Raw genomic sequence first — 15,227 nt, forward strand, 5'->3', positions numbered from 1 at the left:
GTTCAGTTGACCGGTACTAATAGGCCGAGGACTTGACTACTAAGCTGCTACGCGTCCACTGTGCAACTCTCGATAAACGAACAACAGACCACACGCGTGTGTGTGGTGTTGTTTGACATGTCGATAGAGTTACGGCGGTCATGGCGGAGGGGAAACGCCCGGTCACATTCCGAACCCGGAAGCTAAGCCCTCCAGCGCCGATGGTACTGCACTCGTGAGGGTGTGGGAGAGTAGGACACCGCCGGACAATCTTTCGTCAGGGCCACCCCCTCGGGGGTGGCCCTGACGCATTTCCCCCTACACGACGGGGCCACCCCTCGGGGCTGGCCCCGTTCTGCGTTCCCCACCTCAACCTGCGCTTGATCGACTCCATATCGCCGATCTGGCGGTGACCCCGCCACGGGATAGGCCCACATCGGCGATACGGAGCCGATCAACCAAATGGTGGCGCGACCGGTGATCCGGCGCCTGGGTCAGTCCCGCGACTGCATATCGGCGCGCAGATTGCGCAGCAGCCCGCCGGCGTCGCTGACCGACCGCCCCGGGAACATCGCCATCACCACGCTGCCGTGGTCGGCCCAGCCGCACACCGCGAAGTCCCCACCCTCGCCACTGGTGCTGCCGCACTTCATCACGCCGCCCAGATCGCCCGCGGGCACCTCACTCAGGCCAGTCACCGCACCAGTCTCGTCCGACATGAGACCAAAGAGGCTGTCCAGGTCCCGCTCCGGCTGCCAGAGCAGAGTGGTACCCCCGAAAATGAGCACCGAACGCTTGTCGTCGGCCGGGTCGCGGTAGACCGTGCCGAAGCTGCGATCCAGCTCAATGTCCGCAGCGAAGCCGCTACGCAGGTAGTCGGCCGTACTCTTCGCCCGCTCGCTGTCGTCCCGGGTCAGGCCCGCCACCTGCTCCGGCGAGGTGAGCTGTGTGTCCTTCTGCTGTGCCACCCGCCACCCACCGACACCCAGCACCCCGGCGCCGGCGAGGCCGACCACCAGCGCGACCGTCCAACCCACCTTGCGCCGTCGGGACCAGCCACCGGAACCCCCGTCGGGGTCGCCCCCGGAGTCCCGGGTGCTCAGCTGGATCGGCTCTTCGGTCAGCTCCACCGGCTCGCGACCGCCGTCGAGCGACCGCTCGGTGAGATGTGCGTCGGACATAGCCGACACCGTACGCGAACCACAGGTGGCGCACGTCCGGTCCGCGGAAGCCCTCCGTAGACTTGTGAGGTGACCGAGAGACTGGATGCCCGACGCCCCGACGCCCCCACCCTTGCCGGCCAGTACCAGCCCGGCGAGGTCGAGCAGCGACGGTACGAGCAGTGGGTAGCCGCCGGACACTTCCGGGCCTCCGCCGACAGCGACAAGCCCCCCTTCACCATCGTCATCCCGCCGCCGAACGTCACCGGCTCGCTGCACATGGGCCACGCGTTCGAGCACACGCTGATGGACGCGTTGACCCGGCGTAAGCGGATGCAGGGCTTCGAGGCGCTATGGCTGCCCGGCATGGACCACGCTGGCATCGCCACCCAGAACCTGGTGGAGCGTCAGCTCGCCGCCGAGGGCCTTTCGCGGCACGATCTCGGCCGGGAGAAGTTCGTCGAGCGGGTCTGGCAGTGGAAGGCCGAGTCCGGTGGGACGATCCTGGGGCAGATGCGGCGCCTCGGCGACTCCGTCGACTGGGACCGTGAGCGCTTCACCATGGACGAGGGGTTGACTCACGCCGTCCAGACGATCTTCAAGAAGCTCTTCGACGAGGGCCTCATCTACCGGGCCAACCGGATCATCAACTGGTGCCCGCGCTGCCTGACCGCGCTCTCCGACATCGAGGTCGAGCACACCGACGACGACGGTGAGCTGATCTCCATCCGGTACAGCGACGAGGTCGTGGTGGCCACCACCCGGGCCGAGACGATGCTGGGCGACACCGCCGTGGCGGTGCACCCGGACGACGAGCGCTACCAGCACCTGATCGGCACCGAGGTCGAGGTGCCGCTCACCGGCCGCCGCATCCCGATCGTCGCCGACCCGCACGTGGACCCGTCCTTCGGCACCGGCATGGTCAAGGTGACCCCTGCCCACGACCCGAACGACTTCGAAATCGGCCAGCGCCACGACCTGCCCGCGCTGACCGTGATGGATGAGCGCGGTGTCATCACCGTGCCCGGCCCGTTCGAAGGGCTCGACCGGTTCGAGGCGCGGCCCGCGATCGTGGCGGCGCTGCGCGAGCAGGGCCGGATCGTGGCCGAGAAGCGGCCGTACGTGCACGCGGTCGGGCACTGCTCGCGGTGCAAGACGACCGTCGAGCCTCGGCTGTCGCTGCAGTGGTTCGTCAACACCGCGCCCCTCGCCCAGGCTGCCGGCGACGCGGTGCGCGACGGTCGGGTCCGCATCGAGCCGGCCGAGCTGGCCAAGCGCTACTTCGCCTGGGTCGACAACATGCACGACTGGTGTATCTCCCGCCAGCTGTGGTGGGGGCACCGGATCCCGGTCTGGTACGGCCCGCAGGGCGAGATCGTCTGCGTCGGCCCCGGCGAGCAGCCGCCGACCGGCGAGGGCTGGCGGCAGGACGAGGACGTGCTGGACACCTGGTTTTCCAGCGCGCTGTGGCCGTTCTCCACCCTCGGCTGGCCGGAGCAGACCCCGGACCTGGCCAAGTTCTATCCGACCAGCGTCCTGGTCACCGGCTACGACATCCTTTTCTTCTGGGTCGCCCGGATGATGATGTTCGGCCTGTACGCGATGGACGGCAAGCAGCCGTTCGACGTGGTGGCCCTGCATGGCATGGTCCGCGACGAGCACGGCAAGAAGATGTCCAAGTCGTTCGGCAACGTGGTCGACCCGCTGGACTGGATCGACCGGTTCGGCGCGGACGCCACCCGGTTCACCCTGGCCCGGGGTGCGAACCCCGGCCAGGACGTGCCGGTCAGCGAGGAGTGGTGCCAGGGCTCGCGCAACTTCTGCAACAAGCTCTGGAACGCCACCCGGTTCGCCCTGATGAACGGTGCGCACACCACGGGCGACCTGCCCGCCGCCGAGCAGCTCTCGACCGTGGACCGGTGGATCCTGTCCCGGCTGGCGCACGTCACCGCGGAGGTCGACGAGCAGTTCGAGGCGTACGAGTTCGCCAAGGTGTGCGACCTGCTCTACCACTTCGCCTGGGACGACGTCTGCGACTGGTACGTCGAGCTGAGCAAGCCGGTGCTCGCCGAGGGCGGCGAACGGGCGGACGCCTCCCGCCGGGTGCTCGGGCACGTGCTCGACCAGCTGTTGCGGCTGCTGCACCCGGTCATCCCGTTCGTCACCGAGGAGCTGTGGCTCGCGTTGACCGGCGGCGAGACGGTGCAGCGTGCCGCCTGGCCGGTGGCCGACCGTTCGCTGGTCGACGACGCCGCCGAGGCCGAGCTGGTCAGTGTGCAGCGGGTGGTCACCGAGATCCGCCGGTTCCGTTCCGACCAGGGGCTGCGCCCGACGCAGCGGGTGGCGGCCCGACTGGACGGGCTGCCCGGTGCGGGCATCGCCGCCCACGAGCCGCTGATCCGTTCGCTGGTCCGGCTGGACCCGGCCGGCGACGACTTCCAGGCCAGCGCGACGCTGGCCATGCCCGGCGCGGTCGGTGTCGCGTTGGACACCCGGGGGTCGATCGACGTGGCCGCCGAGCGGGCCCGGCTGACGAAGGACCGCGCGGCGGCCGAGAAGGAGGTCGCGCAGGCCCGGGCGAAGCTCGACAACCCTGCCTTCATCGGCAAGGCCCCCGAGCCGGTGGTCGCGAAGATCCGCGACCGGCTCGCCACCGCCGAGACCGACCTGGTCCGGATCGACGCTGCTCTGGAGACGCTTTCCTCGTGACCGACCGTACCGATTTCGCCGCCGTCGAGGCTGAGCTGGCCGCCCGCGGTTTCACCCGCATGGTGTTCGAGCTGGACCGGATCGAGTCGCTGCTCGATCTGCTCGGCAGTCCACAGCGGGCGTATCCCGCGATCCACCTGACCGGCACCAACGGCAAGACCTCCACCGCGCGGATGATCGATTCGCTGCTGCGGGCGTTCGGGCTGCACACCGGGCGATACACCAGCCCGCACCTGGAGACCGTTCGGGAGCGGATCAGCCTGGACGGTGAGCCGGTCAGCGAGGAGCGGTTCGCGGCGGTGTACCGGGAGATCAAGCCGCTGGCGGAACTTGTCGACGCGCAGTCGGACGAGCCGCTGACGTACTTCGACATGACCACTGCGCTCGCGTTCGCCACGTTCGCCGACGCGCCGGTCGACATCGCGGTGGTCGAGGTGGGCCTCGGCGGTGCCGAGGACGCCACCAACGTCATCCAGGCCGGGGTCTGTGTGATCACCCCGATCGGGCTGGACCACACCGAGTGGCTGGGCGACACACTCCAGGACATCGCGCTGGCCAAGGCCGGCATCATCCACCCGGGCGCCACCGTGATCGCGGCGGCTCAGGAGGAGGAGGCGGCGCGGCCTCTCCTCGAACGCTGCGCGGAGGTCGGGGCCACCATCGCCCGGGAGGGCGCCGAGTTCGGCGTGCTGAGCCGGGCGGTCGCGGTCGGCGGCCAGGTGCTCAGCCTGCAGGGCCTGGGCGGCGTCTACGACGACGTGTTCATCCCGCTGCACGGTGCCCACCAGGCGCAGAACGCCGCGGTGGCGCTCGCCGCCGTGGAGTCGTTCCTGGGTGCCGGGACTCGACGGCAGCTCGACATCGAGGTGGTCCGGGAGGCCTTCGCCTCGACCAGCTCCCCAGGACGGCTGGAGCGGGTCCGCAACGCCCCGACCGTCCTGCTGGATGGCGCACACAACCCGCACGGCATGGCCGCCACCGTCACCGCCCTCCAGGAGGAGTTCGCGTTCAGCAAGCTGGTGGCGGTGATCGGCGTGCTCGCCGACAAGGACGCTGCCGGCCTGCTGGAGCTGCTGGAGCCGGTGGTCGACCAGGTGGTGGTCACCCGCAACAGCTCGCCACGGGCGATGCCGACGGCGGAACTCGCCGAGCTGGCCGCCGAGATCTTCGGCGAGGAGCGGGTGGACTCGGCCGAGGAGATGCCGGACGCGATCGAGCTGGCCGTGGCGCTGGCCGAGGAGAACGTCCCCGGTGAGCTCAGCGGGGTCGGGGTGCTGGTCACGGGTTCGGTGGTGACGGTGGCCGACGCACGTCGGCTGCTGAAGCGATGACCGGCCCGGAGCGGGACCCCCGCGCCACCGAGGACCTGACCGGCTCGCCGGCCGACCAGGGCGTAGTCGGCTCCCCGGCCGATCAGCCCACCGGGGAAGAGCCCGCCACCGAGCAGTCCGGGGCCGGGCAGCCGCGACGCTCCGGGTTGCGCAACCCGGAGCGGGCGGTACGCGGCCTGGGCGCTGGCACGCTCAGCCTGGAGGCGCTGGTGCTGCTGCTGGCGATCCAGCCGATCCGGGTGGTCGGCGGTGACCTGAGCGGCGCGGCGATCGGTGCCGTGGTGGCACTGGCGGTGGCCGCGGTCGTACTCGCCGGCATGATGCGCCGCGCCTGGGCCTGGCACGCCGGCACCGTGCTCCAGGGCCTGCTGCTACTGGGCGGCCTGCTGCACTGGTCGCTGTTCGGGCTGGGCATCATCTTCGCCCTGGTCTGGGCGTACGCGCTGCACGTCCGCCGGGTCATCCTCGGCTGACGCCCGACCCGGTTGGCGGCACCCCGAGGGGAGCGGGCCGGGTCAGGCGTCCGCGCGTTCGCGCCACTGGGTGAGCGCGATGCCGTGGCTGTCCGGGTCGCGGAACGCCGCCGCCCACACCTCCAGCTTGGTGCCCCGGTTGACCACCCGGGGCGCGTACGTGAAGCGGATGCCCGACTCGCGTAACCGCTCGTACGCCGCTTCGATGTCGTCCACCTCGAGGTTGACGTGCACCAGCCGGCGGCTGATCGGCGCCGCCCCGGTCACCTCGCGCAGGACGAGCCGGGTCGTGCCCGAGGCGAGTACGGCGTTGCGGGCGCCCTGGTCGACCTCGGTGAAGCCGAGCACGTCGCGGTAGAAGCCGAGCGAACGGGACAGGTCGGTCACCAGCAGGGTGAGGCCCACCCCGCTGATCGGGGCGGCCGGGTCCGCTGCCGCGCCCGCGTCGAACCCGAAGATCGCCTCGTCCAGTTGCTCATCGGTGACGGTCTCGCGCGCCGCCCCGGTCGGGGCGGGATCGTCGAGCGGAAGGTCGAGTGGATCCAGCGGGTCTGTCACGCCCGGGCCGGAGCGCTGTGCGGGCGGCTGGTCGAAGCGCTGCGCGCTGGGCTCGTCGAAGCTCTCCGCGCCGGGCGGGTCGAAGGAGTCCCCGGCGGACGGGGGCACCCGGTCGTCCTCCGGGAGGTCGAACCGGTCGGCGCCGGGCTCGTCGAAGCGCTCCTCGGCGGGCGGGCGCGGCGCCGGGGTGGCCCGCCGGGGCAGCCCGCCGCTGGCCTGCTGCTCGACGACGACGCCCTCCAACACCACCGGGCCGCCCGGGCTCTGGTGCATCACCACGGGCTCGCGCTCCTCGGGCACGACGCCCGGGTCGTCCCGCAGGGGGTCGTCCCGCAGGGCGTCGGTGCGCAAGTGGTCAGGGCGCAAGTGGTCGGGGCCGAGTGGGTCGCGGAACGGGTCACCGAGCGGGTCGCGGAAGTCGTCCCGGAAGTCGTCGTCCGGCGCGCGGTCGGCCCACGGCGGGGCGTCCTGCTGGATCAGCACCTCGTCCACGACGTCTACGTCGGCGAACTCCGGCGGGAGGTCGGCGACGGCGGCGGCGGTCTCGGCGTGGGTCGGCACCTCGTCCCAGAGGACCTTGACGTGCCGCTGGTCGTCCAACGCGACCCGGATCGGCAGGGTCTGGCCCAGTGACGGCCATTTGGAGACCGGCACCCGCGGCTCGATGATCTTCTTGGACCGGGGCGGCAGACCGGGCGCGTCGATCACCAGTTGCAGCTCGCAGCGGCCGAACGCGTACTGGGTGGGTGGTTCGGAGGCGCTGTGCACGTGCCCGACGCCGACCACCCAGGTGCGCCCGCCACCGCGTACGGTGGCCAGCGCGATCGCCAGCACCAGCAGGGCGACCCCGAGAGCCACGATGGCCCAACTGGTCATGCCCAGCCCGAAGAGGACGACGAACGTGGCCACGGTGCCCAGCACCGTGCCGATCAGCTTGCGTACCGGCGCGATGGGTCGGTTCCCGCCATTCGCCACAGTGGACCTCCCGGGGGTCAGGGCCAGGCTAGGCCGGATCGGCCACCGGGGGGAAGACCGGCCGCCGCGCCGGCGCCGGGACCGGGTCGCTAGGCTGACCGTACCGATCCCAAGCGTTCAGCGCGTACAGGAGGAACCCAGCGTGTCCAGCAACAGCCCGGATGAGCGCAGCCTCGTTCTGATCAAGCCGGACGCGGTTCGCCGCGGCCTGGTCGGCGAGGTCCTCTCCCGCTTCGAGCGCAAGGGGCTGCGGATCGACGCGATGGTGCACCGGACGATGGACGCCGCGCTCGCCGACGAGCACTACGCCGAGCACGTCGACAAGGCGTTCTACCCGCCGCTGAAGGACTTCATGACCGGCGGCCCGCTGGTCGCTCTGGTGCTCTCCGGCGACCAGGTCATCGACGTGGTCCGTGGGCTGGTCGGCGCGACCGACGGCCGCAAGGCCGCCGCCGGCACCATCCGGGGTGACCTGTCGCTGTCCAACCGGGAGAACCTCGTGCACGCCTCCGACTCGACGGACAGCGCCAAGCGCGAGATCGCGCTCTGGTTCCCCGAGCTGGGCTGACGCGACCGCACCGGCGTCAGTCGACCTGCGGCAGCTTCTCCGGGTTGCCGACCACGTAGACGCCGGTGATCCGGCCGTCGGCCGCGCTGACGGTCAAGGTGTACCGGCTGCCGTCCCCACCGGTCATCAGTGCGGCCGGTTCCCCGTTCAGCTCCACCCGCCGCATCGTCCACGGGCGGCTCGGGCCGTAGATTCCGGCGAAGAACCGGGCGATCCGGTCCGCGCCGGTGACGGGGTTGCGTGCGGCCTTTACCCGACCGCCACCGTCGTTCCACGCGGTGGCGTCGGCGGCGACCAGGCCGGTGAGCGTAGCCAGGTCACCGTCGCGGGCGGCGGCGAGGAACGCGTCGAGCAGCCGTTCCCGTTCGGCACGGCTGGCGGTGAAGCGGCGCTGCTCCTGGCGTACCCGGGCGGTCGCGCGGTGGTGGAGTTGGCGGCAGTCCTCCGGGGACCGGTCCAGGATGTCGGCGATCTCGGCGTACGGCAGATCGAAGGCCGTGTGCAGGACGTACACCGCCCGCTCCGGCGGGGTGAGCCGCTCCAGGACGTGCAACAACGCGGTGGAGAGCGAGTCGCGTAGCTCCGCGCGGTCCAACGGCCCGAACGGCGAGGGCGCGGTCGGCACCGGCTCGGGCAGCCAGGTGCCGACGTACGTCTCGCGGGCCGCCTGCCGGACCCGCAACCGGTCCAGAGCCAGCCGGGTGACGACCCGCGACAGGTAGCGGCGCGGCTCGGCCACCGTCGAGCGATCCACGCCCAACCAGCGCAGGTACGCCTCCTGGAGCACGTCCTCCGCGTCGTGCCGGCTGCCGAGCAGGCGGTACGCGAGCCCGAGCAGCATGGGCCGGTGCTCCTGTAGAGCACCGGCCGCCTCTGCTGCCTCGGTCGTCACGCCTGGGCGGGAGGCTCCAACCGCATCGTTACCCCAATCCGATTCCACACGTTGATTGTGGCAATCGCGATGACGAGGTCGGCCAGTTCCTTCTCCGACCAGACCTTCGCGGCGGCGTCCCACACCTCATCCGGCACCCCGTGCTCGCCGAGCCGGGTGACGGCGTCGGTGAGGTCCAGCGCGGTCCGCTCCCGCTCGTCGAAGAACGGTGACTCCCGCCAGGCGGCCACCGCGAACAGCCGCCGGCTCGACTCGCCGGCACCGAGCGCGTCCCGGCTGTGCATGTCCACGCAGTACGCGCACCCGTTGATCATCGACGCCCGTAGCTTCACCAGCTCAAGCACGGTGTGGTCGACGTTCGACTGGACGTACTTCTCCAGCCCCATGACGGCCTGGTACGCCTTCGGCGCCACTTCACCGGGATTCATTCGCTGCATGACTACCTCCCCTGATCGGTTCGACACCCGCACGACGGATTGGCCGGGGCGAGTCGTGACAGCCGAGGCTGTGACTCCGGTCATGCCGACCGGACAACCGGCGTTCCGGCCAGCGTCACCCGCATCGCCGATCACGGTCATCTCCGGCCGGTAGACCGATGGGGTCAACCCCGGGCCAACACCTCCCCGGCCGAAGGTTTCCAGCACTTCGGCGAGGTCTCCATCAACGGCGAGTCGGAGGCCCTGACGGTCCACCGGTTGACGCGCGCCATTACTCGGCGGCGGAGTGGTGGGCGGGTCTTGTATCGTTGAGCACCGTAAGGCGATGACCCGGCCATCACCGGTGAGCCTCCGGAAGAACAGCCGGGCAACCGGCCCAGTAGAACCGGACGGGTCCGGCCCGTCACAGCCGGCCAATGAGCGGGCGGTCGCACGTTGACCGCCAAGCGGGGTGGTACCGCGGACCACCCGGGAGCGCCGTTCCAGGCGTACCCCCGGAAGGTTCGTCCTCGCAGACCCACTGATGAGTGAGCTGCGCGAGGAGAGCGACCCCCGATGGCCTATCCGTTGCACGACCCGACCGCCGCCGGTGTGCCGGCGAGCCCGGACCTGCCCGCGGTCGAGCGCCGGGTGCTGGAGCACTGGACGGCCGACAAGACCTTCGAGGCCTCCATCGAGGCGAGGCCGACCTCCGGTCGGCAACCGGAGACGACGGGCTCCGCCGATGGCGGCGTCGCAGGCGACGCCGAGAACGAGTACGTCTTCTACGACGGCCCGCCGTTCGCCAACGGCCTCCCGCACTACGGCCACCTCTTCACCGGCTACGTCAAGGACGTGGTGCCGCGCTACCAGACCATGCGGGGTCGGCACGTCGAGCGGCGCTTCGGCTGGGACTGCCACGGCCTGCCCGCCGAGGTGGTGGCCGAGAAGCAGCTCGGCATCACCAGCAAGGCGGAGATCATCGACCTCGGTGTGGCCCGGTTCAACGATGCCTGCCGCGCGTCGGTGCTGGAGTTCACCCAGGACTGGGAGCGGTACATCAACCGGCAGGCCCGCTGGGTCGACTTCGACAACGACTACAAGACCCTCGACCTGGACTACATGGAAAGCGTCATGTGGGCCTTCAAGACCCTGCACGACAAGGGTCTCATCTACGAGGGCTTCCGGGTGCTCGCGTACTGCTGGCGGTGCGAGACGCCCCTGTCGAACACCGAGACCCGGATGGACGACGTCTACCGGGACCGGCACGACCCGACGTTGACCGTGTGGTTCGGGCTGACCGCCGACGAGTCCGCGCCGGAGCTGGTGCGCGGGCCGGTCAAGCTGGGCGTCTGGACCACCACGCCGTGGACCCTGCCGTCGAACCTGGCGCTCGCCGTCGGCCCGGACATCGAGTACGCCGTGCTGGAGCACGCGGGGGAACGCTACGTCGTCGGTGCGGCGCGGCTGGCCGCGTACGCCAAGGAGCTGGACGGGTTCGAGCAGGTCGGCACGGTGTACGGCCGTGACCTGGTCGGACGCCGCTACACCCCGCTGTACGACTTCCTCGTCGAGCAGGCCGGCGAGAACGCCTACCAGGTGCTCGGCGCGGAGTTCGTCACCACCGAGGACGGCACCGGGATCGTGCACCTGGCCCCGGCCTTCGGTGAGGACGACCAGAACGTCTGCAACGCCGCCGGCATCCCCACCATCGTCACGGTCGACGACCACACCCGGTTCACCGCGTTGGTCCCGCCGTACGAGGGTGAGCAGGTCTTCGACGTCAACAAGCCGGTGATCCGGGAGCTCAAGGAGCGGGGGGTGGTGCTCAAGCAGGACACCTACACCCACTCGTACCCGCACTGCTGGCGCTGCGACACCCCGCTGGTCTACAAGGCGGTGTCGTCGTGGTTCGTCGCGGTGACGCGGTTCCGGGACCGGATGGTCGAGCTGAACCAGGAGATCAACTGGACTCCGGGGCACATCAAGGACGGCTCCTTCGGCAAGTGGCTGGCCAACGCCCGCGACTGGTCGATCAGCCGGAACCGGTTCTGGGGTTCGCCGATCCCGGCCTGGAAGTCCGATGACCCGAACTACCCACGGCTGGACGTCTACGGCTCACTGGCCGACATCGAACGGGACTTCGGCGTACGCCTGACCGACCTGCACCGGCCGGCGGTGGACGACCTGGTCCGCCCCAACCCGGACGACCCGACCGGGCAGTCGATGATGCGCCGGGTGCCGGAGGTGCTGGACTGCTGGTTCGAGTCCGGGTCGATGCCGTTCGCCCAGGTGCACTACCCGTTCGAGAACGCGGACTGGTTCGAGCACCACTACCCGGGTGACTTCATCGTCGAGTACATCGGGCAGACCCGCGGCTGGTTCTACACCATGCACGTGCTGGCCACCGCGCTGTTCGACCGGCCGGCGTTCCGCAACTGCCTCAGCCACGGCATCCTGCTCGGCTCGGACGGGCGCAAGATGTCCAAGAGCCTGCGCAACTACCCGGACGTCTACCACGTCTTCGACGCGTACGGCTCCGACGCGATGCGCTGGATGCTGATGTCCTCGCCGGTGCTGCGCGGCGGTGACATGGCGGTCACCGAGTCGGGCATCCGGGACGCCGTCCGCCAGGTGATGCTGCCGCTCTGGAACGTCTGGTACTTCTTCTCGCTCTACGCCAACGCCGACGGGCACACCGCTCGTCGCCGCACCGACTCGACACACCTGCTCGACCGGTACGTGCTGGCGAAGACGAACGAGCTGGTGTCGACGGTCGGCGCGCAGATGGACGCGTACGACATCTCCGGCGCCTGCGCCACCGTCCGGTCCTTCCTGGACGCGCTGACCAACTGGTACGTGCGCCGGTCCCGGGACCGGTTCTGGTCCGGTGACGCCAACGCGTTCGACACGCTCTGGACGGTGCTGGAGACGCTCTGCCGGGTGGTGGCGCCGCTCGCGCCGCTGACCGCGGAGGAGATCTGGCGTGGGCTGACCGGGGAGCGGTCGGTGCACCTGACCGACTGGCCGGAGGCGACCGAGTTCCCGGCCGACCACGACCTCGTCGCCGCGATGGACGCCACCCGGGCGGTCGCCTCGGCGGCGCTGTCGCTGCGCAAGGCCAAGGGGCTGCGGGTGCGGCTGCCGCTGTCCAAGCTGGTCGTGGCCTCGCCGGCGGCGGAGCAGCTGCGCCCGTTCGCCGACCTGGTCGTCGACGAGGTCAACGTGAAGGCGGTGGAGTTCAGCGCGGAGCTGTCCGCGTACTGCGAGCAGGTCCTGACCGTGGTGCCCCGGGCGCTCGGCCCGCGGCTCGGCAAGCAGGTGCAGCAGGTGATCAAGGCGGTCAAGGCGGGCGAATGGGAGCTGGTCGACGGTGCCCCGGTGGCCGCTGGCGTCACCCTCGCCGAGGGTGAGTACGAGCTGCGCCTCGTCGCCGCCGACGCCGAGCACTCGGCGCCACTGCCCGGCGGTGAGGGTGTGGTGGTGCTGGACACCGAGGTCACCCCGGAGTTGGCAGCCGAGGGGCTGGCCCGCGACGTGGTGCGGGTGGTGCAGCAGGCCCGCCGGGACGCCGACCTGGACGTCTCGGACCGGATCGTGGTGTCGGTGTCGGCGTCCGAAGAGGTGCGCGCGGCGGTCTCCGCGTACCTCGATTTCGTCTCCGGGGAGGTGCTGGCCGACTCGGTGGACTTCGCCGAGGGCCTCGACGGATTCGCCGGCGAGGTCGGCGAGGGCGACCGGGTAACGGTGGTCGTCCGCCGCGTGTAAGGGACCACCGTCAGGGTGCGGACGCCTCGCCACCTCCGTCGGAGGGGGTGTGGAGGCGTCCGCTACCGTGACACCGCCTGTTCGCATCTGATCTGCCGGAGGACCAGTGCCCCTGCTCTACACCATCGGCAAGCTCACCGTGGCGCCCACGCTGCGGTTGGCGTTCCGCCCGACCGTGGAAGGGCTGGAGCACGTGCCGGAGACCGGCGGTGCGGTCTTCGCCGGCAACCATCTCTCGGTGGCCGACGAGTTGTTCCTCGGCACGGTCGTGCCCCGGCATCTGGCGTTCTGGGCGAAGTCGGAGTACTTCACGGGCGCCGGCGTGAAGGGCGCGATCTCCAAGTTCGTGCTCACCGGCCTGGGCGCCATTCCGGTCGAGCGGGCCGGCGGCCGGGCCGCGTTGTCCGCGTTCGACGCGGCGATCCCGGCGTTGAAGGGCGGGGACCTCGTGGTGGTCTACCCGGAGGGCACCCGCTCGCCGGACGGCAAGCTCTACCGGGGGCGGACCGGGGCGGCCCGGCTGGCGATCTCCGCCGGTGTGCCGATCATCCCGGTCGGCATGATCGGCACGGACAAGGCGCAGCCGATCGGTGCCCGGGTGCCCCGCCCCGGCACTGCCAAGATCACCGTTCGGTTCGGCAAGCCGCTGGACTTCACCGGCCGGCCCGACGACCGCACCTCGCTGCGGCAGATGACCGATGAGCTGATGAGTGAGATCCAGAAGCTCACCGGCCAGGAGTACGTACCCCGCTACGCCCCGCCGCGCGCCCACCCAAACCCAACCAGCAAACCCTGACCCACCCCACCCCACCCCACCCCGCCCGCCCGTGCCTCGCCCGTGTTGATCAAGAGGTTTGCGTCATTGGCGGGGCTGAAACTGACCGAAACCTCTTGATCAACCTCGGGTCGACGGCGTCGACGGCGGGATGGGGGTTGGGGTGGGTCAGGCCTTGGGTTGGACGATCTGGGTGCGCAGGGTGTTCAGCAGGGCGGCGCTGTCGGCGACGGAGAGTCGGGTGAACACCCCGGTGGCGATGCTGCCGTGGTCGACCGAGGTGCAGACCACCACGTCGCTGCCGTCAGCTTGACCCACCGCGCAGCGCTCGTGCCGGCCTCGTACACCGGTGTCCACGCTCTCGGCGGCCTTCAGCGCGTAGCGCTCGGTGAGCCGGCTGATCTCGGCCTCCGCGTCCGACTCCGGGCTCAGGCGGAAGCCGGTGCCGCCGAACAGCGTCACCTGCTTGCCCCCGGACGTGGAGTAGACGCCGGCGAACGTGTCCTCGGCCAGCCAGTGCTCCTGGCGTACCTCGCCCTCCAACTGTCGGGCGGCGTCCTCGCTGCGCTTGTCCTGACGCAGGCTCAGGTCGTCCACCTGCGTGGGCAGTGACACCTGGACCGGGTACTGGGCCGAGATCGGGAACCCGTAGTAGGCGGGGCAGCCGCAGCAGCAGGCCAGGGTGAGCAGCAGCAGCCACGGCCAGCGGCGACGCCGGCGGACCGGCACCGGCACGTACCCCTTGGGGGCCTGCCAACCCGGCGGCGGTGCTGGTGGTGGCGCCATGGGTGGCGTGGCGGACCGCCGGCCCCTGCGCTGCTTCGGCAGCCTGGGCGGCGCCGGGGGCGGTGCGGCCGGCGACATCGGCCGGGCCGGCATCGTGGGCCTGGCGGCCTGCGGCGGTCGGGGTGCGGCCTGTGGTGGCATCGGGGCAGCCGGCGGAGACACCGGGTGCGACCCGACCGGGGGAGCGGGCGGGGCAGACCACTGCCGGGTCACTGGCGGTGCCGGGTAGTGCATCGTCGATGGCAGCGGGGGCAGTTCGGCGGACGGCAGGTCCCATCCGCCGGTGTCCACGCCGGCCCACGGGTCGACCGGGGTCTGGTGCTCCGGCGGGCCGACGGGCACGGACGGTGGTGGGGTCGGCTCGGCCGACTCGCCCCAGGCGGGTCGGCGCGGCAGCGGAGGCGGCACCGGGGCGGAGCCGCTCCACCTGGGCGCGGGAGCCTGCGCGGTGGCGGGCTCGGGCTGGTCCGACGGCTCCGGTTGGTCCGCAGCCCTGGGCAGCGCCGCAGGTTCGGGCGGCGTCGCAGGTTCGGGCGGCGTCGCAGGTTCGGGCGGCGTCGCAGGTTCGGGCGGCGTCGCGGGTTCGGGCGGCGCCGCTGGTTCCGGCTGCGTCGCGGGTTCGGGCTGCGTCGCGGGTTCCGCCTGCGCCGCTGGTTCGGGCTGCGCCGATGGTTCCGGCTGGTCCGGGGGTACGGGTGGGGAGGTCGGCTCGTCGGCGGTCGCCGGATCCCGGTCCGGCTCCGCGCCCGGGGTGCTCCCGTCGGCGGGCCGTGCTCCCGGCTGGGGCTCGGGCATCGCGGCAATCTCCTCTCACGCCGGTCCGAGGTTAGTACCGCG

11 protein-coding genes and 1 rRNA gene are annotated in these 15,227 nt (G+C 71.1%); 7 read left to right on the forward strand and 5 right to left on the reverse strand.

Annotated features, from left to right (window positions below):
• The first annotated feature begins 130 nt into the window (after window positions 1–130).
• Window positions 131–247: ribosomal RNA gene (gene rrf, locus ABZS37_RS26070) — 5S ribosomal RNA — on the forward strand.
• A gap of 226 nt (window positions 248–473) precedes the next feature.
• Here rrf and ABZS37_RS26075 read toward each other — a convergent pair.
• Entirely contained in the window at window positions 474–1,160 is a 687-nt protein-coding gene (locus ABZS37_RS26075; RefSeq protein ID WP_355173090.1) for a hypothetical protein, read from the reverse strand.
• Window positions 1,161–1,229: 69 nt separating this feature from the next.
• On the opposite strand from ABZS37_RS26075, the gene ABZS37_RS26080 reads away from it, so the two are divergent.
• The 3 genes from ABZS37_RS26080 to ABZS37_RS26090 are packed head-to-tail and all read left to right on the forward strand — an operon-like array spanning window position 1,230 to window position 5,652.
• Window positions 1,230–3,848 (forward strand): valine--tRNA ligase, encoded by a 2,619-nt coding sequence (locus ABZS37_RS26080; protein WP_355173092.1) that lies wholly within the window; start codon window positions 1,230–1,232, stop codon window positions 3,846–3,848.
• On the forward strand, window positions 3,845–5,179 hold the full coding sequence (locus tag ABZS37_RS26085) for a folylpolyglutamate synthase/dihydrofolate synthase family protein (RefSeq protein ID WP_355173094.1): 1,335 nt from the start codon (window positions 3,845–3,847) through the stop codon (window positions 5,177–5,179). The genes ABZS37_RS26080 and ABZS37_RS26085 overlap by 4 nt, the downstream gene beginning before the upstream one ends.
• Window positions 5,176–5,652, forward strand: a complete 477-nt coding sequence (locus tag ABZS37_RS26090) for a DUF4233 domain-containing protein (RefSeq protein WP_355173096.1) — start codon at window positions 5,176–5,178, stop codon at window positions 5,650–5,652. Before ABZS37_RS26085 ends, ABZS37_RS26090 begins: the two co-directional genes overlap by 4 nt.
• Before the next feature lie 42 nt (window positions 5,653–5,694).
• On the opposite strand, the gene ABZS37_RS26095 is transcribed toward ABZS37_RS26090, so the two are convergent.
• Window positions 5,695–7,185, reverse strand: a complete 1,491-nt coding sequence (locus ABZS37_RS26095) for a VOC family protein (protein ID WP_355173099.1) — start codon at window positions 7,183–7,185, stop codon at window positions 5,695–5,697.
• Window positions 7,186–7,327: 142 nt separating this feature from the next.
• Between ABZS37_RS26095 and ndk the strand changes: the two genes are divergently transcribed.
• Entirely contained in the window at window positions 7,328–7,753 is a 426-nt protein-coding gene (ndk, locus tag ABZS37_RS26100; RefSeq protein ID WP_091409968.1) for a nucleoside-diphosphate kinase, read from the forward strand.
• A 16-nt stretch (window positions 7,754–7,769) separates the two neighbouring features.
• On the opposite strand, the gene sigJ is transcribed toward ndk, so the two are convergent.
• Window positions 7,770–8,645, reverse strand: coding sequence for an RNA polymerase sigma factor SigJ (gene sigJ, locus ABZS37_RS26105; protein WP_355173101.1), 876 nt, complete (start codon window positions 8,643–8,645; stop codon window positions 7,770–7,772).
• A complete protein-coding gene (locus ABZS37_RS26110) occupies window positions 8,642–9,082 on the reverse strand; it encodes a carboxymuconolactone decarboxylase family protein (protein WP_355173103.1) in 441 nt (146 codons plus the stop codon). The genes sigJ and ABZS37_RS26110 overlap by 4 nt, the downstream gene beginning before the upstream one ends.
• A gap of 555 nt (window positions 9,083–9,637) precedes the next feature.
• Between ABZS37_RS26110 and ileS the strand changes: the two genes are divergently transcribed.
• Window positions 9,638–12,829: an isoleucine--tRNA ligase gene (gene ileS, locus ABZS37_RS26115; protein WP_355173105.1), complete on the forward strand. Its 3,192-nt coding sequence runs from the start codon at window positions 9,638–9,640 to the stop codon at window positions 12,827–12,829.
• A gap of 106 nt (window positions 12,830–12,935) precedes the next feature.
• On the forward strand, window positions 12,936–13,625 hold the full coding sequence (locus ABZS37_RS26120) for a lysophospholipid acyltransferase family protein (protein ID WP_355173107.1): 690 nt from the start codon (window positions 12,936–12,938) through the stop codon (window positions 13,623–13,625).
• A 147-nt stretch (window positions 13,626–13,772) separates the two neighbouring features.
• Here ABZS37_RS26120 and ABZS37_RS26125 read toward each other — a convergent pair whose 3' ends face one another.
• Window positions 13,773–15,185, reverse strand: a complete 1,413-nt coding sequence (locus ABZS37_RS26125) for a hypothetical protein (protein ID WP_355173109.1) — start codon at window positions 15,183–15,185, stop codon at window positions 13,773–13,775.
• Window positions 15,186–15,227 lie beyond the last annotated feature (42 nt).

The organism is Micromonospora sp. NPDC005413 (genome assembly GCF_040606435.1).
Lineage (GTDB): Bacteria > Actinomycetota > Actinomycetes > Mycobacteriales > Micromonosporaceae > Micromonospora.